Raw genomic sequence first — 17324 nt, 5'->3', positions numbered from 1 at the left:
GTAGCAGCGCTGGCAGTGGCCATAGCGCTTTCAGCATGCGCAACGTCGCCGGCGCCCGTTGATCAACGAAACAGCCCCCTCACTGCCGGCAACGTCTCGATGAATTTGACTGTCGGGCAGACATCTCAAGCACAGGTATTGGAGGTTTTTGGAGCCCCGAATATCGTCACGATGGACGGGGCTAGGAACGAGGTTTGGTCATATCAAAGACACGCGACCGTAACCCAATCATCCGGGAGCTCGAACTACTGGACCGTCGTATTGTTCGGGGGTGGACAGTACGCTGAGGGTTTTCAGAAAACTCAGCGCACGATCACTCTGATCATAAAATTCGATACTAACAAGATAGTTTCAGATTTCCGAAGCCGAACTAGCGATTTCTAGGGAACTTGGTGATGCGAGCGAAAATCTTAGCAGTCTTCCTTGCGCTTTGCGGCGGGCCGATCGCGCTTGCGGCCAAGCCGGAACTTTCGCCGATGCAGCTCCAAGCTATCCAGATGAAGGAATTTGATGCTGCGAAGCCTGCTGTATTCAGCAGCGCCATGGATGTACTTCAGGATCTTGGATATGCTGTTAGCAGCGCCGACCTGAATACTGGGTTCATTTCTGCGGAAAGCGCAACTTCCAACAAGACGAGCTTCTGGGATGCTCTTGGATATTCCACGGGATCGGGAAATACTCGTGCAACAGCCTTCATCGAGCAAATGTCTAGCGGAATGACGCGGGTGCGGCTGAATTTCGTTTCGACAAAAACTACGTCCAGCAGCTACGGACAGTCGTGGAGGAAGGACAAACCCCTTCAGGATCCGGCCGTCTATCAACGGGCGTTCGAAAAGGTGGACGAGGCGCTCTTTGTGCGGAGAGCGACGAACACACCTCCGCCAGCAGCGTCGCCATCTAGCTAAGCGATCAGTCGGAGTGCAGGTTGGGCGGGCTTCACTTTGCTGGCCGGCCCCACCGCTACCTCGTATTCGTTCGCGCTCCCCTGGCAGCGCGAGCCAGCTATCGCGTCAGGCCGCCGCCGCCACGCCGGCTTCGGTGAGCCACTCCAGGATCTTCTGCTTGGGCATGGCGCCGACCTTCATCGAGGCCATCTGCCCGCCCTTGAACAGCATCATGGTGGGAATGCCGCGGACGCCGTAGCGCGACGGGGTGGTCGGGCTCTGTTCGATGTCGAGCTTGGCGATCTTCACCTGGCCGGACAGTTCGTCGGAGAGCTGCTCGAGCGCCGGGGCGATCTGCTTGCAGGGGCCGCACCACTCGGCCCAGAAGTCGACCAGGACGGGCATCTCGGACGCCAGCACGTCGACCTGGAAGGATTCGTCGGTGACCTTCACGGTGCTCATCAAAAACTCCTGTGGCGCGGGTCTCACGGCGCCGCCGTTCCGCGCCTTCCTGATCCGCGCATGTAGGCGGGGCCTCGCACTGTATCAACCGTCACGCCGCAGGTCGGCAAGGGTCCGGGCGATCAGGTTTTCTGGAACAGGCATCAGCTTCGGACCGTCGGTCCACACGATGGCGGCCTCGATCCGGCGGCCCGGGAAGATCTCGCCGAGCACCGCGGCGTAGAGGGCCATCTGCCGCAGATAGGCCGGGTCGGCGGCCTCGATGGCGTCGGGCGAGGGGCGGTTGGTCTTGAAGTCCACGACCAGCACGCGGTCGGGCAGGACGACGAGGCGGTCGATGCGGCCCGAGATGCGCAGGGACGGAGGCAGGCTCGCGGCCGTCCCGGCGATGGCGACCTCGGGGCGCGAGCCCGGTCCGAACACCCCTGCGAAGCGGGGATCGTCCAGCACGGCGAGGGCGGCGGCGGCCATCTCGGCGCGCTGGTCGGGCGTGAGGTCGCGTTCGCGGGCCAGGAGGTCTGCGGCGCCCTCGGCCCACCCCGCGGCCGGGATGTCGGGCAGGAGCTGCAGCAGGCGGTGGATCAGGTCGCCGCGGCGGAAGCGGCCGAGGCCGGCGCTCTCGGCCAGCGGCGAGGCGGTCGCGGCGACGGCGCCCTCGCCCAGGTCGGACGGCGAGGCGTAGCGGGCGTAGGCCTCGGCGGTGGCGGGCGTGGCGGCCCACACGGGCGAGGCGAAGGCGACCGCTTCTCCCGGCGGCCGGGCGCGGACCCGCCGCGGGTCGGGGCCGTAGCGGCGGAACCGCGCGCCGTCGGGGTGCTCGAGTTCGCGCACGTCGCCCTCGATCCCCGCGTGGCTCAGCGCGTCGCGCACGGCGCCCCACCAGCCGCGCAGCTTCCCGGGATCGGTGCGTTCGGCCCGGCGGCCGCAGAGCACGAGGCGGTCGCGGGCGCGGGTGAGCGCGACATAGAGCAGGCGGTAGGCCTCGGCGTCCTCGCGCTCGGCGCGCAGCCTGCGGGCGTCGGAGGTCGCGGGACAGTCGTTGGCCGACCGCGCGCTCCACAGGAAGCCGACGCCCTCCTTGCCGCCGCGCTCGACCCTCAGCAGGGGCGAGCCGCGCGAGGTGTTCTGCAGGTTGGTCTCGGGCAGGAAGACGATCGGCGCCTCGAGGCCCTTGGCGCCGTGGGCGGTCATCACGCGGACCTCGGCCCTCACGCCCTCCATCTCGCGCTTGACGACGATCTCCAGGCCCGAAAGCTCGTCGGCGAGGGTTTCGAGGTCGTGGGCCCCGCGGTCCTCGGCGGCCAGCGCCTGGTTCAGGAACTCGTCGAGCGCGTCGCGGGCTTCGGGCCCCAGGCGGGTCAGCAGGCGCTGGCGCATCGAGCGGCCGTCCGCGCCGGTGTGCTCGACCAGGCGGACGAAGAACTCGAACGGCCGCGCCGCCTTCGCCGTGTCGAGGGCGAGGCGCAGGAAGCGCGCCGCGTCGCGCCACAGCGCATCTTCGTCGGCCCGGTCGCGAAGCGTGCGCCAGAGCCGGCCCTCGCGGCCGTGGGCGAGCGTGTAGAGGCTGTCGTCGTCGAGTCCGCAGAAGGGGCTCTTGAGCAGGCCGGCCAGGGTCAGGTCGTCGTCCGGGAACAGGGCGAAGCGGGCCAGCGCCAGCAGGTCGTCGAAGATGATGTGGCTGGAGAGCGAGAGCCGGTCGGCGCCGGCCACGGGCAGGTCCGCCAGCTTCAGCGCCCGCAGGATCTCCTCGAACAGCGCGCCGCGGCGGCGGACGAGGATGAGCACGTCGCCGGCGTGCGCGGGCCGCAGCCTGTACGGATGGGCCTTGTCGTGGACGGCCTCGCCGCGCGCGATGAGATCCCTGATCTCGGCGGCGATGCGGCGGGCCAGCTTCTTGGCGCCGCTGTCCCGCGGCTCGACGTCGAGCGGCAGGTCCCAGGCGCCCTGGTCCTGCGGGCCGGGGTCGACCTCCATCTCCCAGAGGTCGACGCAGCCGGCGTGTTCGCGGCGCGGCTCGGCGACGTCGTGCCTGACTGGCGCGCCGGGCTGTACGGCCTCCTGGAGGGGGCTCGGCGTGAACACCGCATCGACGAACTGGAGCACCTGCGGCGTCGAGCGCCACGACTCCAGCAGCGGGATCTCCTTCACCCGGTCGTCGGCGCCGGCGACGCGGGCCGAGTACTGCTCGAACCGCTCGGCCAGCAGCTCGGGCCGGGCGCCCTGGAACGAATAGATCGACTGCTTGCGGTCCCCCACGACGAAGACGCCGCGCCGGAGCGCCTGGGCCGGCCGTCGTCCGGCGCCGGCGAAGAAGTCCTCGGTGAGCGCATCGACGATGGCCCACTGCTCGGGGGCGGTGTCCTGCGCTTCGTCCAGCAGGATGTGGTCGACGCCGCCGTCCAGCTTGTAGAGCACCCAGGCCGCGGCGGGCCGGTCGCGCAGCAGGGCGCAGGTCTTCTCCACGAGGTCGGCGAAGTCGAGCGCGCCCGAGGCCGCCTTCTCGATCGCGTAGGCGTCCAGGTAGGCGTGGGCCAGGCTGAGCGCGTCGGTGCTGTCGCGGCCCACCTGGGCGGCGCGCATGCGTTCGCGGACGTTGTGCAGCCGCGCCTGTTCCGCCAGCAGGAAGGCCTGCAACGCGGGCTCGGCGCGCAGCAGCTTGCCCGTCTCGACCCACTTCCGCGGCTCGTCGTCCTTGGTGAAGAAGAGGGCGACGGCGTCCTCCAGCGCCGGCGCGGCGGCCTGGGCGAGCGCCCCCAGGACGGCGGCCCGCTCGCCGTCCTGCTTGCCGCCGGCCTTCAGGGTCTCGGCGCAGCGACGGTAGAGGTCGCGGTCGATGCCCGCCATGGCCGCGCGGGCCAGGTCGTCCGGGTCGGTTCCGGGCTCGATGTCCACCGTCCGCCACACCCACGCGATGGCGCCCGCCAGGCCGCCGGGCCCGAAGAACTCGCGGAGCGCGCTGCGCCGGGTCTCGAACTCGGCGAACATCGCCTGGAAGCGGCGGAAGTCGAGCGAGACGGCCAGGCGGCCGTAGGCGTCGGCCAGCGGCCCGGGGATGTTCAGGACGTGGTGGGCGACGGCCTTGCGCGCGGCGGCGGCGACCGCGGCGGCCGCGGCCTCGTCCATGACGCGGAAGCCGGGCGGGACGCCGGCCTCCAGCGGGAAGCGCTTCAGCACCTTCTCGCAGAAGGCGTGGATGGTCTGGATCTTCAGGCCGCCGGGCGTCTCCAGCGCGGCGGCGAACAGGCCGCGGGCCTCCGACAGGTCCTGGTGGTCGAAGCTGGCCGGCGCGCGGGAGCGGAGCTTGCCGAGGTCCTGGCGCAGCTTGGCGTCGGTGGCGACCGACCAGTCGCCCAGCGTGTCGTACAGCCGGCGCTGCATCTCGGACGCGGCGGCCTTGGTGTAGGTGATGCACAGGATCGTCTCGGGCCTGGCCTTGGCCAGCAGCAGGCGCGCCACCCGGTCGATCAGGGTCTTGGTCTTGCCCGAGCCGGCGTTGGCCGTGACGAACACCGAAACGGTCGGGTCGGCCGCTTCCTCCTGCGCGTGGCGCGGCTCGTCGCGGCTGAAGAGATCGGCATGGGTCATCCGGCTTCGCTCCGGGCGGAGCTTCGCAGGACAAGTCCGGTGCGCCGTCGGAGGACGCGTCCTCCGAAGCCTCGGCGAAGGAGGATCATTCGTCGTCCTCCTCGCCGCTCGTGGACCACTCGAACACGCGGGCCAGGTGGTCGTAGTCGGAGACGTACATCTTCACGAACTGCGGGGCGGTGCGCGAGGTGTAGCCCTGGGCCGGGTCGGCGTAGCGGGCGATCAGGCGCTCCAGGCCGGCGAGGGCCCCGTCGACCGCCTCGCGGGTGTTGAGGATCTTGTCGCCGTCGCCGTAGGGGGCGGCGCGGATCTCCTCGCGGCCGGGGTTCGGATGGCGGCCGCTGACCTCGAGGTAGGTGAGGTCGCCGGCGGTGACGGCGCCGACGTCGGTGAAGCCGCCGCGCTCCAGGATGGCGGCGGTGAGCGTGAGCTGCGGCGAGAACCCGGTCTCGACCATGCGCTTGGAGGGCGCGCGGCCGGTCTTGTAGTCGAGGACGTGGCCGAAGCCGTCGGGGGTCACCTCGACGCGGTCGGCCTTGGCGGCGATGGTGAAGGGGCGGCCCGCGATGTGGAGGGTCGTCCTGCCCTGCTCTTCGACGTGCAGGACGCGGCCGTCGGCGCGGCGCGCGGTCTCCAGGCCGGCGACCCAGGCGGCCGCCTCGCCGGCCAGCGCCGTCTCGCGGGCGAGCGCGTCGCGGGGCATCCCGGCCTTCTCGAGCTCGCCGAGATAGAGGTCGCGGAAGACGTCGGCCGCGTCGGGCGGCAACGCGGCGGGCCAGGCGAGGACGAAGCGCTCGAAGGCGGCGTGGATGGCCGTGCCGCGGGCGCGGGCCTCCACCTCCTCGTCGGGGCGCTCCAGCGCATGGAGGCGCAGGATGTCGCGGGCCCAGACGGCGTAGGGATCGCGGGTCAGGGTCTCGATGCGGGTGACGAAGAGTTCCTGAGGGCGGTGTTCGACCGGCGGCGTCGGCGAGGGGCGCTTGACGGGAGCGTAGGCGCCGGGCGCGTCGAGCGCGGCGGCCCAGGCCAGGACTTCGGGGCGTTCGGGGATGGCCAGGCCGGCGCCTCTGGCCAGGGTCTCCAGCCGCCAGAGCCACCGCGACTTCACGGTCGGCTGGCCGTCGCGCCGCTCGGTGTGGAGCAGGATCGCCTCGGGCGCGCAGACCGCCTGGGCGAAGTCGTGGGCGGCGAGCCCGATGCGGCGCTCGGGCGAGGGCAGTTTCAGGTCCTCGCGCATCGGCCGCGAGAGGAACGGATCGGTCGGCGCCGCAGCGGGCCAGACGCCTTCCTCCAGGCCGGCGACGATCAGGCGGTCGGCGCGGACGAGGCGGGCCTCGATCGAGCCCAGGATGCGCAGGCGCGGATGGGTCGCGCCGCCGCTGCGCACCGTCTCGCCCTCCATCAGGCGGCGCAGCAGCTCGGCGAACTGGCGCGGCGTGACCACGGGCAGGTCTTCGCCTTCGCGGATCAGGCCCGAGAGCAGGCGCGACATGGCCTCGCCGGCGTGGCCGCCCCAGAGATCGCCCGTGCCGCCGTGCGCGTCGGCGGCCAGGGCCTCCATCGCGGCGACCAGGCGGCGCGCGGCGGCGCCGGGCGCCTCGTAGGCGTCGCGCGGCCAGGCGACGGCCTCGACGATCGCCTGCAGGCGTTCGGCCAGCGGCAGGGCGTCGGGGGCCGGGGTGCGGCCGGTCGTGAGCCGGGCCTTCAGCTCGTCCCAGGTGCGGGCCCGGGCGCCGCGCAGGGCCGAGCGCTCCAGCCGCGTGGGGTCCCCGAGACGGGCGAGCGGGTGCTTCAGCAGCCCCAGCAGGGCCACCGGGTCGACCGGGTCGACCGCGGCGCGCGCGACGAGGCCCGCGAGCGCGCCGCAGGGCGAGCCGGCCAGGCTCTCGCCGGCCGAGCTGTCGGGGACCACGCCCCAGCGGGCCAGTTTCGCCGAGACCCGGCGCGCCAGCTTCTGGTCGGGAGTGACCAGGGCCGCGGTGCGCTCCGGCGTCTCCAGGACCTCGCGCAGCAGCAGGGCGGCGACCGTGGCCGCGTCTTCCTCGGTGCGGGCGTTGACGAGCGAGAGGCCCTCCAGGGCCTGGGCCACGGGATCCGCCTCCGACCCGGCCCGCGCCCTCAGCCTGTCGATGACGCCCAGCCAGTCGGCGGTCTCGCTCGCCGGCCGCAGCGCCTCGTTCACGAGGCGCTGCCGGGCTTCGCCGGCGGTGCTCACGGACGAGGCGGGCCAGGGCCGCACATGGCCCTTGTCGACGCCGGCGGCGTCCAGCAGCCGTTTCAGCGCGCCCTGCGGATGCTGAACGTCGATCTTGCGCCAGGCGTCGTCGGCGAGCGTGACGTCGACGCCCGGCAGCACGACGGCGCCCCTCGGCGCGGCGGCGATGGCGATCATCAGCGCGCGGGTGGCGGGCGCCGTGCCGGTGGAGCCGGCCGCGATCAGGACGCCCTGCGGCGGCTTGTCGGTCCAGACCTCGGCCAGGCGGCGGAGCAGGCGCACGCGGTGGGCGCTGACGTCGATGACGCCCAGCGCATCGAGGCGGGCGGGCCAGAGGGTGAGCGCGTGATCGAGGAACCTGCGCGAGACCTCCCAGTGCTCGGCGAGCTCGGCGGGGATCAGGCCGACGAGGGCTTCGCGCACGTCGACCTCCTCGATCTGCAGGCCGTCGAGGAACGCGCCCAGCGCGTCGGCGAGGTCGAGCGCCTGGCCGGCGTTGCTGACGCCCCCCGGGACGTGCTCGGCCAGTTGCGCGACGAGGCGCACCAGCTCGAAGCGGCGGCGCAGCGGGTCGATGGCGGCGGGCAGGTCGAGCGCAAGGTCGCCCGGCTCGAAGGGCGGCTCGCCGGCTTCCAGGTCGCCCAGCGGGCGCATCTGCGGCGGCAGCACGGCCTTGCCCCCCGCGGCGTGCAGGAAGGCGTCGGCGAGCGCGCGGGCGCCGCGCCGGGTCGGCGTCAGGACGACGGCGTCGGCGAGCGCTTCCGGGCCGAGCGGGATCAGGGCGTCGTAGAGGCCGCGGGCCAGGTCCTCCGCGAACGGCCGGTGCGCCGGGATGTTGAACCAGCGCGAGCCCGGCTGCTCGAAGAAGGCGGTCACGGGGCTCCGCCTGTCCCGGCGATGCGCGCCTCGGCGGCGTCGCGGGCGGCGGGATCGCCGACGTGCATCCAGAAGGCGTCCATCGGTACGCCGTGCAGGCGGCCCTGGCGCTGGAGTCGATGCCAGACGGGGATGATGGAGAAGGCGCCCGCCGGCTGGTCGTCGAGCACCTCGGGCTTCAGGATCGCGAAGCCGATGTTGGCGAAGGGCGTCGGCGGCTCGGGCGCGGTCGAATGGGTGAGGCGGCCCGCGTCGTCGCGGAAGAAGCCCTGCGGCCCCTCGAAGCCGATGCCCTGGCCGCGCTTCACCAGCAGCAGCAGGATGTCCATCGCCGCCGGATCCCAGGCGCCCTTGAGCGCCTCCAGGGCGGGCGTGGCGCCCTCGGTCCAGAGGGAGTCGATGTTGGCGATGTAGACGGGGTCGCGGCCCAGCTTGTCGGCCGCGTGGCGGATGCCGCCGCCCGAGTCGAGGAGTTCGGCGCGCTCGTCGGAGATCAGCACCTCGAGGTCGCGCCGGTTCGCGAGATGCGCCTCCATCTGGTCGGCGAAGTGGTGGACGTTGACCACGGCGCGCTCGACGCCCGCATCGCGCAGGCGGTCCAGGACATGGTCGATCAGCGGCTTGCCGGCCACCGGGACGAGCGCTTTCGGGATGGTGTCGGTGAGGGGCCGCATTCGCGTGCCCAGGCCGGCGGCCAGCACCATGGCGGTCTTCGGGCCGGGCAGGATCACGAACGCGCCTCGGCGGGGACATGGCGGTCCAGCCAGGTCTTCAGCGGGGCCAGCGCCGGGTCCGCGAGGCAGCGGTCGAGGTAGCCCCAGAGGCGCGGCATCAGGCTCGCGTAGCGGGGCTTGCCGTCGCGGGTGGTGAGGCGCGCGAAGATGCCCAGGATGCGCACGATGTTGAGCGCGCCCAGGCTGTGGAAGTCGACCAGGAAAGCCTGCCGGTCCAGGTCGGGACGCAGGCGGAAGTAGAGATCCAGGCACGCCTCCTCGCGCCCGGGCGTCACCTGCCGGCGCGCGTCGTGCAGCAGCATGGAGAGGTCCCAGGCGGGGTGAGCCTTCAGCGCGTCCTGGAAGTCGAGCAGGCCGACGCGCCGGGCGCCGCCGCGGCCCGGTAGCCAGATCAGGTTCTCGGCGTGGTAGTCCCGGTGGCAGAAGACGGTGGCGTTCATGTCGCCGTGGCGGCGGATCGGGGCCCAGACGGCCTCCCAGCCGGCGATCGCGTCGGGGCCGAAGGCGAGCTGGGCTTTGAGCTTCGGCAGCCACTCGATGAAGATGCCGTCCGCGGTGGCGAGCGCGGTCTCGTCGTAGGTGAGCAGCGGCCAGCTCACGCCGCCGTAGTTCAGCACGTCGGGCGGGGTGACCGCGTGCAGGCGGGCCAGCGCCTCGATGGCCCCGGCGTACATCGGCGCCTCGTCCTGCCCCTGCTCGATCAGGCGGGCGAAGAGGTCGTCGCCGAGGTCTTCCAGCACCGCGAGGCCGGCGCGCAGGTCGGCGGCGACGATCTCGGGCGCCGAGAGGCTCTGCTCGCGCAGCCAGCCGGCGGTGGCGATGAAGGCGTCCACGCGGCCGGCGGCGAGGCGGGCCAGCGCGTTGTAGCCCAGGGCCGCGCGCTCGGCCGGCGTGGCGCCGGGCGGGCAGGGCGCGGTTTCCACGGCCGGCGGCTGGTCCATGAAGATCAGCGTGCGCCCCGCGGGCGTGTAGAGGCGTTCGTAGGCCCGCGTGGAGGCGTCGCCCGACAGCGGCTCGCGCCGCGCGTCGCCGAAACCTGACGCGCGGAGGAATTCCGCCTTCAGCCCTTCGCGCTCAGACCCCAAGTGTACGCCCTTCCCAGGCGCCATGCGCCGTCAGCTTCGCCCGCCGTCCGCCGGACTCGTCGAGCGCGATCTCTATATCGAGTCGGTCGCGGGGCAGGTCGCCCTCCAGCCGCTCGGGCCATTCGATCACCGCCGCGCCGGCGTCGAGCGCCTCGTCCAGGCCGATCTCGTAGGCCTCGTCTGGGCTGGCCAGCCGATAGAGGTCGAAGTGGGCGACGCTGAGGCGCGGGCCCTCGTAGAACTGGACGAGCGTGAAGGTGGGGCTCGGAACCTCCTCGTCGGGCGTGGTCAGCGCGCGGACCAGCGCGCGGGCCAGGGTCGACTTGCCGGCGCCCAGCGGGCCGGACAGGCAGACGGCTTCGCCGGGCCGGAGCTTCGCCGCCACGGCTTCGCCGAGCCGGGCCGTGGCCGCCTCGTCCGGCAGGTTCATGCGAAGGGCCGATCCGGGTCGGCCGGCAGCTCGCGCTCGACGTAACCCTTGAGCCGCGCGGTCGCCTCGGCCGGATCGCCGTCGAGCGCCGCGGGGGGGATCGCCGGGCCGACCGTCAGCGCGAATTCGCGGCCGCGCTTGTTCAGCAGCTCGTGGAAGAGGGTGATGTCGCGCAGTTCGTCCGAGCGGCCGTGGAACAGGTGGAAGAGCGTCGACCACGGCCCCGTCACATGGATCGGCAGCACCGGCGCCTCGTACTTGCGCGCGATCGAGATGGCCGAGGACATCCAGGTGGGGTCGGAGAGGCTGCCGTCGGGCTGGCGGCGCGCCAGGCGGCCCGCCGGGAAGATGGCGAGGCAGCGCTCGGCCTCCAGGGCGTCGCGGGTCGCCTGCAGGGTGACTCGGGTCTTCTCGCGCGTGCGCTTGGCGTCGACCCACTCGACGGGGATCAGCACCTCGCCGAAGTCGGCGCAGACCCGGTGCGCGTCGGCGTTGGCATAGAAGCAGATGTCGGGGCGCAGCGCCTTCAGCGCGTCGAACACCGCGATGCCGTCGGCGATGCCCGTGGGGTGGTTGCAGATGGCGACGAGGCGGCCGTGGCGCGGAACCCGCTCCAGGCCGGTCGCGGCGACCTCCAGCGCCAGCAGGTCCGAGATGTGGTCCAGCGCCGCGCGGCCCGGGAGCACGGCGATGGCGTCGGCCATCCGCCGCGCCTTGCCGTAGTCGAGGATGGCGTAGAGCAGCGGGCGCAGCAGCGGCCACGCCGCCCCGCCCGAGAGCTTCGGAGCCCGTTCGGCGATCAGCACGTCGACGATGTGGTCGCGGGCGCGCGCCGGCTTGGCGGCGGCCGCGGTGGCGACTGTCATGGACGGAACATGACCTGCGCCCCGACACGCCCGCAAGCGCGGCGCCGCCGTCGGCGCGTGAGCGCCGTTCTGATCGAACCACGAAACACACGAAATGCACGACCGGACCGCGTCCGGTCGCAGCGCTCGGACCATCCCCGGCGTGTTGGTGTATTTCGTGTATTTCGTGGTTCCAGAATGCGGCGCGCGTGGCTAGGCCTTCAGGCGCGCGATCAGCGCGGCGGTGGACGGATCGTGCGCGCCGGCCGGCCCGCCCTCCAGCTCGCCGAGGACGCGGGTGGCGAGCGTCTTGCCCAGCTCCACGCCCCACTGATCGAAGCTGTTGATCCCCCAGAGCACGCCCTCGACGAAGACCTTGTGCTCGTAGAGGGCGATCAGGGCGCCGAGCGCCTCGGGCGTCAGGCGCTCGACCAGGATGAAGCTGGACGGCCGGTTGCCCGGGAAGGCGCGCTGCGGGTCGGGTGTCTCGGCGGCGGGGCGGCCCACCATCAGCGCCTCGGCTTGGGCGATGGCGTTGGCCAGCAGCTTGGTCTGCGCGGCGGGATCGCCCTCAGACCCCTCGCGCACGGCGACGATGTCGACGGGGATGATGTCCGTCCCCTGGTGCAGGAGCTGGAAGAAGGCGTGCTGGCCGTTGGTGCCCGCGTCGCCGAAGACGCTGGCGGCGGTCTCGTGCGGGACGGGCCGGCCGTCGGCGGTGACCCGCTTGCCGTTCGACTCCATCTCGAGCTGCTGCAGGAAGGCCGCGAACAGCCGCAGGCGCTGGGCGTAGGGCACGACGGCGCGGATGGGGCGGCCGAGGCCGTTGCGGTTGAAGACGTGGGCGAGCGCCAGCAGCACGGGGGCGTTGCGGTCGAGCGGCGCGGCCTGGAAGTGCTCGTCCATGGCCCAGGCGCCGGCCTGGAAGCGGGCGAAGATGTCCCAGCCCAGCGCCACGGCGCACGAGAGGCCCACCGCCGACCAGATCGAGTAGCGGCCGCCCACCCAGTCCCAGAAGCCGAACACCTGGTCGGCGGGGACGCCGAACGCCTGCGCCCTGTCGGGGGCGGCCGAGACGGCGACGAGGTGGCTGTCCGACGCGGTCCCCAGGCTGGCGCGCAGCCAGCCCCGCGCGGCCTCGGCGTTGGTGAGCGTCTCGAGCGTGGTGAAGGTCTTCGAGACCGTGACCACCATCGTCTCGGCCGGGTCGAGGCCGGTCAGCGCCTGGGCCAGCTCGGCCGGGTCCACGTTGGCCACGAAGCGCAGGTCGATGGCGGGGTCCAGCGGCTTCAGCGCTTCCCAGACCAGGCGCGGGCCGAGGTCGGAGCCGCCGATGCCGATGTGGACGATGGCCCGGAACGGCCTGCCCGTGCAGCCCGCCCGGGCGCCGGAACGCACGGCCTCTGCGAACGCGCGCATCGCCGCGCGGCTGGCCTCGACCTCGCCCGAGACCGGCCGGCCGTCGGCCGTCATGCCGGCGCCGTCCGGCGCGCGCAGCGCCATGTGCAGGGCCGGGCGGCCCTCGGTCGCGTTGACGATCTCGCCGGCGAACAGGCGGTCGCGGGCGGCCTCGACGCCCGACGCGCGGGCGAGGTCCAGCATCACTTCGAGGTCGGCCAGCGACCACGGCTGCTTGGAGAGGTCGATCTCCAGGCCGGCGGCCTCCAGGCCGAGGCGCGCGAGGCGGGCGGGCTCGGCGGCGAACAGGCCGTCGATGCGGCGTCCGGCAGCGGCCGACGCGGCCTGGTTCAGGGCCGCCCAGGCGGCGTCGGCGGTGTTCAAGGTCGGTCTCTCAGTCCGCGCTGCCGTACTTCACGCTGCAGCCGTAGGGGCGGGTGGCGGCCTGGGCGACGGCGCGGCCGGCCTTCACGTCGGCGAGGGCGGCGGTGACGTAGTTCGTGGCGCCCTTCAGGCTGGAGGGATCGGACGAGGCCCTGTCGTCGATGCCGCCCATGTAGACGAGCTTGCCGGCCTTATCGACCACGTACATGTGCGGCGTGGTCTTGGCGTCGTAGGCGCGCCCGACCACGCCCTTGGGGTCCAGCAGGACGTCGGTGGAGCCGGCGCCGGCCTTGGCCTTCCAGGCCTTCGCGCCCGCCCCGTCGAGGTAGCCCTGCATCCCGGGCGCCGAGCTGATGATCGTCAGCCAGACCACGCCCTCGGCGGTCGCCTGCTTCTGCAGCCCCTGCATGTTGCCCGAGTTGTAGTGCTTCTGGACATACGGGCAGCCGTTGTTGGTCCATTCCAGGACCACGGTCCTGCCCCGGAAGTCGGCGAGCGAACGGGCCTTGCCGCTGGCGTCGACGGCGGTGAAGGCGGGCGCGGCCTGGCCCAGCACGGGCGCGGCCCGGGCGAGCGAGGGGGCGGCGAACGCGGGGGCCGCGAGGGCGGCGGCGAGGATCAGAACGCGGCGGTCGAACATCTTTCGGCTCCGTCGTGGGGAAGTGATCGCTAGCTCCGGCCGGCGGCGTCCAGCGCCTTGACGACGACGCCTTGGGTCAGCAGCGACGGCAGGATAGCGGGTTCGCCCCCCTTCGCGCCATACACGAGGTAGAGCGGCACCCCGGCGCGGCCGAAGCGGGCCAGTTCGGCGGCGATGGCGGCGTCGCGCTTGGTCCAGTCGGCCTTGAGGTAGGCGGCGTTGTTGCGCTTCAGCGCTTCGGACACGCCGGTGGTGGAGAGCGCGACGCGGTCGTTCACCTGGCAGCTCACGCACCAGGCGGCGGTGTAGTTCACCAGCACCGGGCGGCCCTGCGCCTGCAGCGCGGCGAGCTTTTCGGGACTGTAGGCCTCCTCGTCGAGCGCGGCGAAGCCCGCGCCCATGGCCTCGGCCGGCGCCACGCCGTAGGCGGGCCAGAACGCGCCGCCCGCCACCGCGACCGCGCCCAGGCCGGCGGCGAGGCCCGCCAGCGCGACGTGCGGCTGGCCCTGCACGCGCCGGCGCTGGGCGGCGCCGGCGATCCACAGCGCCAGGGCCAGCACGATCGCCGCCGCCAGGATGCGCGGCACGGCGTCCGGGCCCGCCTGCACGGTCAGCACCCAGACCAGCCACGCGACGGCGCCGTACATCGGAAACGCCAGCAGCTTCTTGAACACGTCCATCCACGGCCCCGGCCGCGGCAGGCGCTCGATCAGGGCCGGAACGAAGGCGACGGCCACGAAGGGCAGGGCGAAGCCGATCCCGAGCGCCAGGAAGACGGCCAGCGCGGCGGCCGGGGGCTGGCCCAGCGCCCAGCCGAGCGCCGTGCCCATGAAGGGCGCCGTGCAGGGGGCGGCGACGACGACGGCGAGCACGCCGGTGAAGAACGAGCCCGCGAGCCCGCCCCGCGACGCCAGGCCCGAGCCGACGCCCTGCAGCGAGGTCCCGATCTCGAAGACGCCGGAGAGGTTCAGCGCCACGGCCAGCATCAGGAGCGCCAGCGCGGCGACGACCGGCGGGTCCTGCAACTGGAAGCCCCAGCCCACGGCCGCGCCGCCGGCGCGGAGCGCGATCAGCAGGCCGGCCAGCGCCAGGAAGGTGACGAGGACGCCGGCGCCGAACGCCAGGCCCTGGCGCCGCGCCGCGGCGTGCTCGCCGCCGTGGCCGGCCAGCGAGGCGGCCTTCATGGCCAGCACCGGGAAGACGCACGGCATCAGGTTGAGGATCAGCCCGCCCACGAGCGCGAACGCCGCGGCGCCCAGCAGCCCGAGGTTGGCCGCGGCGGCCGGGACGGCGACCCTGGCCGGCGGCGGGCCGAGGCCGGCCGCGGCGGGCGGCAGCGGGCCGGGCCGGGCGGCGACCTCGTAGGCCCTGCCGTCGAGCGCCAGGACGCCGCCGATCGCCTTCGGGCCGGCGGTCTGGAAATCGTAGCCGGGGGCGAGCGTGAGCGTCAGGCCTTCCGGGCCGCGCTCGATCGCCTGCGGCCTGGCGTGGTCGATCGCCGTACCGGAGAACGGGAAGAAGTAGGCGCCGGCCACGTCCGCGCCTTTCAGCGCGGCGCCGGTGATGGCGAGCTTCACCGCCTCGCCCTGCTTCTCGAACGTGCCGGTCAGGCCCGCGGGCTTCGGGGCGTCGGCCAGCACCTTCGCGATCTTCGCGCCCCACTGCGGGTCGGCGGGCGCGGGTCCCGCGGTGATCGGCAGGGCGAGGGTCAGCGTCGCGTCCTCGGGGATGCAGACCTCGGCGCAGACCAGGAACCTGGCCTTGGCGGTGAGGGTCGCGGTCTGGCCGGGCGTGGCGCCGGCCGGCGCGCTCACCGTGAGCGGCAGCAGCACCTCGCCCTCGTAGCCGTAGTTCACCAGCGGGCCGATCGGCAGGCGGTGCGGGGTGGGCCAGGTGAAGTCGGACGCGGTCCAGCCGGCCGGCAGGATCCACTCGGCGCTCGTGGGCTCGCCGGAGTCGCCGGCGTTGCGCCAGTAGGTGTGCCAGCCCTTCTGGATCTGCTGGCGGAGCGCGACGGTGACGCTCTGCCCGGGGGCGACGCCCTGCGCCGCCGCGACCAGCTCGGCCTGCAGGTGGCCGGTGTTCACCGGCGCGGCCACGGCCGCCGCGGGGGCCGCATTCGCCAGCAAGAGGGCCGCAAGCACGCCCAGCAGGAACCGCATCGTCACCTCAGAGCCTCAACCCGGCTGTACCGGCGCTATATGGCGCGTGGATGTCCGACACGCAAAGCGGCTCGACAGCGCGGCCGCGGCGGCCATGATCGACGAATCCGTTCGCTTCAGGAGACGCCGTTGCCCGCTTCGTTCGACGACATCGACATCGGCCAGGTGGTGAACCTGGGCGCCGCGGGCGTGGACGCCGCCGCCTTGCAGGCGTTCGTGGCCGCGTTCACCCCCGGCTGGGCGCTGGACCGCGGCGCGCCGGACGCGATGGTCTATGCGCTCTGGGCCAGGCTGGATGCGATGGCGGCGGCCGAATGGCCGCAGACCAAGCGCCTGGGCGTCGACGCCCTGCGCTGGATGCGCAACCCGCCCGCCGGCGAGCTGCTGCGGGGCCGCATGACGGTGATGGCCAAGGACCCGGTGGGCGACGACAAGGGCATCGTCATCGCCCAGCACGACCTCCTGGACGAGGCCGGCCGGCTGGTCTTCTCGTGCCTGACCCGCAGCGTGTTCACGCGGTGATTTCCCTCCCTTGATGGGGAGGGACAGGCTCGCCGGAGGCGAGCCAGGGTGAGGCAGTAGAGGTCAGAGTGCGGACGTGGGTGCTTGATCCCCACTCCCTCACCCTGACCGCTGCGCGGTCTGTCCCTCCCCAAAGTGGGGAGGGAAAGCCTCAGTTCACGTTCGCCGGCTGCTCCTGGGCGGCCTTGGTCATGGCGAGCGCGATCAGGCGGTCCCAGCCGACGAGGCTGTGGATGTGGGCGTAGATCTGGCCGAGCGCGCCGTTGTCGCGCAGCTCGATGAACTTGTCGGCCGGCACCTTGCCCAGCTTCTCTTCCGAGACGCCGAAGTACTCGGCGATCTTCTGGGTCTCGCCCTGCGTGCCGTCGGGGTTCGCCGGCGTGAAGGTGGCTTCCTTGGTCTCGAACAGGTCGAGCTCCTTCAGGAGCTGCACGAAGCTCATCGTGCGCTGGCGCTCGACCTCGAAGTTGTTGCAGAACTCGATGCAGTTCTTCGTGTACTCGGTCGGCTCGCCGTTCGCCTCGAAGAAGGCCATGTCGTAGCCCTTGTCGGTGATGAACTCGGCGGCGCGGTCGATGCACAGCACCATCTGCTTGTTCTGGTCGTCGTTGGCGAAGACGAACGGATAGCGGCGCACGTAGGCGGGGATGTAGATGCCGCTCTCGAACGTGCCGTCGTCCTTCACGAACATGTTCTCGCCGGCGTTCAGGCCCATGACGGCGATCGGCAGCTTCTCTTCGCCCACGAAGATGATCGGGCCGGTGACGGCGGCCAGCGGGAATTCGCCCACGGTCAGCGGGATGGCGTGGCCGGCCTTGGCGAAGCCGAACGGGCCGTCCATGCGCTTCACGCCGAGCTTCGAGTGCAGCTCCTTCGCGAGCGGCTCGGGCTTCGAATAGAACAGCACGTTGCCGGAGAGCTGGCCGGGCGCCTGCGGGGTGGTGGTGGTCATCACAAACCTTCGGAAAAGAGATCTTCGGAAATCGCGGCGGTGCGGGCGGTCCCCTCGCACGCAAGGTCGCCTCCTCTAGCCGATCCGGCCTTTAGCGGCAAATGCAGGGGCCGCTTGCGCCTGCGGCCTTCAGCCCCTTCAATCCCGGGC

Annotated in this window: 13 protein-coding genes; 2 read left to right on the top strand and 11 right to left on the bottom strand. The window is 72.5% G+C overall.

Features of this window, described 5'->3' with window-relative positions:
• Positions 1–395: 395 nt before the first annotated feature.
• Positions 396–905, top strand: a complete 510-nt coding sequence (locus JNL41_RS22495) for a hypothetical protein (RefSeq protein ID WP_293478520.1) — start codon at positions 396–398, stop codon at positions 903–905.
• A gap of 105 nt (positions 906–1010) precedes the next feature.
• Here JNL41_RS22495 and trxA read toward each other — a convergent pair whose 3' ends face one another.
• The 10 genes from trxA to JNL41_RS22445 form a co-directional block, all read right to left on the bottom strand.
• On the bottom strand, positions 1011–1346 hold the full coding sequence (trxA, locus tag JNL41_RS22490) for a thioredoxin (protein ID WP_293478519.1): 336 nt from the start codon (positions 1344–1346) through the stop codon (positions 1011–1013).
• Positions 1347–1430: 84 nt separating this feature from the next.
• Complete coding sequence (addA, locus tag JNL41_RS22485; protein WP_293478518.1) at positions 1431–4931, bottom strand: double-strand break repair helicase AddA; 3501 nt, start codon at positions 4929–4931, stop codon at positions 1431–1433.
• A gap of 85 nt (positions 4932–5016) precedes the next feature.
• Positions 5017–8022 (bottom strand): double-strand break repair protein AddB, encoded by a 3006-nt coding sequence (gene addB / locus JNL41_RS22480; protein ID WP_293478517.1) that lies wholly within the window; start codon positions 8020–8022, stop codon positions 5017–5019.
• On the bottom strand, positions 8019–8753 hold the full coding sequence (locus tag JNL41_RS22475; RefSeq protein ID WP_365698472.1) for a nucleotidyltransferase family protein: 735 nt from the start codon (positions 8751–8753) through the stop codon (positions 8019–8021). The genes addB and JNL41_RS22475 overlap by 4 nt, the downstream gene beginning before the upstream one ends.
• A complete protein-coding gene (gene amgK, locus JNL41_RS22470) occupies positions 8750–9865 on the bottom strand; it encodes an N-acetylmuramate/N-acetylglucosamine kinase AmgK (RefSeq protein ID WP_293478516.1) in 1116 nt (371 codons plus the stop codon). Before amgK ends, JNL41_RS22475 begins: the two co-directional genes overlap by 4 nt.
• Positions 9831–10271: a tRNA (adenosine(37)-N6)-threonylcarbamoyltransferase complex ATPase subunit type 1 TsaE gene (gene tsaE / locus JNL41_RS22465; protein WP_293478515.1), complete on the bottom strand. Its 441-nt coding sequence runs from the start codon at positions 10269–10271 to the stop codon at positions 9831–9833. The genes amgK and tsaE overlap by 35 nt, the downstream gene beginning before the upstream one ends.
• Positions 10268–11137: a 1-acyl-sn-glycerol-3-phosphate acyltransferase gene (locus JNL41_RS22460; protein WP_293478514.1), complete on the bottom strand. Its 870-nt coding sequence runs from the start codon at positions 11135–11137 to the stop codon at positions 10268–10270. The genes tsaE and JNL41_RS22460 overlap by 4 nt, the downstream gene beginning before the upstream one ends.
• Before the next feature lie 192 nt (positions 11138–11329).
• A complete protein-coding gene (gene pgi / locus JNL41_RS22455) occupies positions 11330–12898 on the bottom strand; it encodes a glucose-6-phosphate isomerase (RefSeq protein ID WP_293478513.1) in 1569 nt (522 codons plus the stop codon).
• Between the two features lie 10 nt (positions 12899–12908).
• The gene (locus JNL41_RS22450) at positions 12909–13538 is read right to left on the bottom strand and encodes a redoxin domain-containing protein (protein WP_293478512.1); all 630 of its coding nucleotides are present in this window, start codon (positions 13536–13538) and stop codon (positions 12909–12911) included.
• Positions 13539–13567: 29 nt separating this feature from the next.
• The gene (locus JNL41_RS22445; RefSeq protein WP_293478521.1) at positions 13568–15700 is read right to left on the bottom strand and encodes a protein-disulfide reductase DsbD domain-containing protein; all 2133 of its coding nucleotides are present in this window, start codon (positions 15698–15700) and stop codon (positions 13568–13570) included.
• Between the two features lie 129 nt (positions 15701–15829).
• Between JNL41_RS22445 and JNL41_RS22440 the strand changes: the two genes are divergently transcribed.
• A complete protein-coding gene (locus tag JNL41_RS22440) occupies positions 15830–16222 on the top strand; it encodes an acyl dehydratase (RefSeq protein WP_293478511.1) in 393 nt (130 codons plus the stop codon).
• A 151-nt stretch (positions 16223–16373) separates the two neighbouring features.
• On the opposite strand, the gene JNL41_RS22435 is transcribed toward JNL41_RS22440, so the two are convergent.
• On the bottom strand, positions 16374–17174 hold the full coding sequence (locus JNL41_RS22435) for a SapC family protein (RefSeq protein WP_293478510.1): 801 nt from the start codon (positions 17172–17174) through the stop codon (positions 16374–16376).
• Positions 17175–17324: the final 150 nt, after the last annotated feature.

It is taken from the genome of Phenylobacterium sp. (assembly GCF_016793285.1).
GTDB lineage: Bacteria > Pseudomonadota > Alphaproteobacteria > Caulobacterales > Caulobacteraceae > Phenylobacterium.
Note: the sequence above shows the minus strand (reverse complement) of the source record. Positions and strands in the feature narration are given on the sequence as shown.

Coding starts and splice junctions, on each gene's coding strand:
- JNL41_RS22495 (WP_293478520.1), top strand. CDS start 396: ATGCGAGCGAAAATCTTAGCAGTCTTCCTTGCGCTTTGCGGCGGGCCG.
- trxA (WP_293478519.1), bottom strand. CDS start 1,346: ATGAGCACCGTGAAGGTCACCGACGAATCCTTCCAGGTCGACGTGCTG.
- addA (WP_293478518.1), bottom strand. CDS start 4,931: ATGACCCATGCCGATCTCTTCAGCCGCGACGAGCCGCGCCACGCGCAG.
- amgK (WP_293478516.1), bottom strand. CDS start 9,865: ATGGCGCCTGGGAAGGGCGTACACTTGGGGTCTGAGCGCGAAGGGCTG.
- tsaE (WP_293478515.1), bottom strand. CDS start 10,271: ATGAACCTGCCGGACGAGGCGGCCACGGCCCGGCTCGGCGAAGCCGTG.
- JNL41_RS22460 (WP_293478514.1), bottom strand. CDS start 11,137: ATGACAGTCGCCACCGCGGCCGCCGCCAAGCCGGCGCGCGCCCGCGAC.
- JNL41_RS22450 (WP_293478512.1), bottom strand. CDS start 13,538: ATGTTCGACCGCCGCGTTCTGATCCTCGCCGCCGCCCTCGCGGCCCCC.
- JNL41_RS22445 (WP_293478521.1), bottom strand. CDS start 15,700: ATGCGGTTCCTGCTGGGCGTGCTTGCGGCCCTCTTGCTGGCGAATGCG.
- JNL41_RS22435 (WP_293478510.1), bottom strand. CDS start 17,174: ATGACCACCACCACCCCGCAGGCGCCCGGCCAGCTCTCCGGCAACGTG.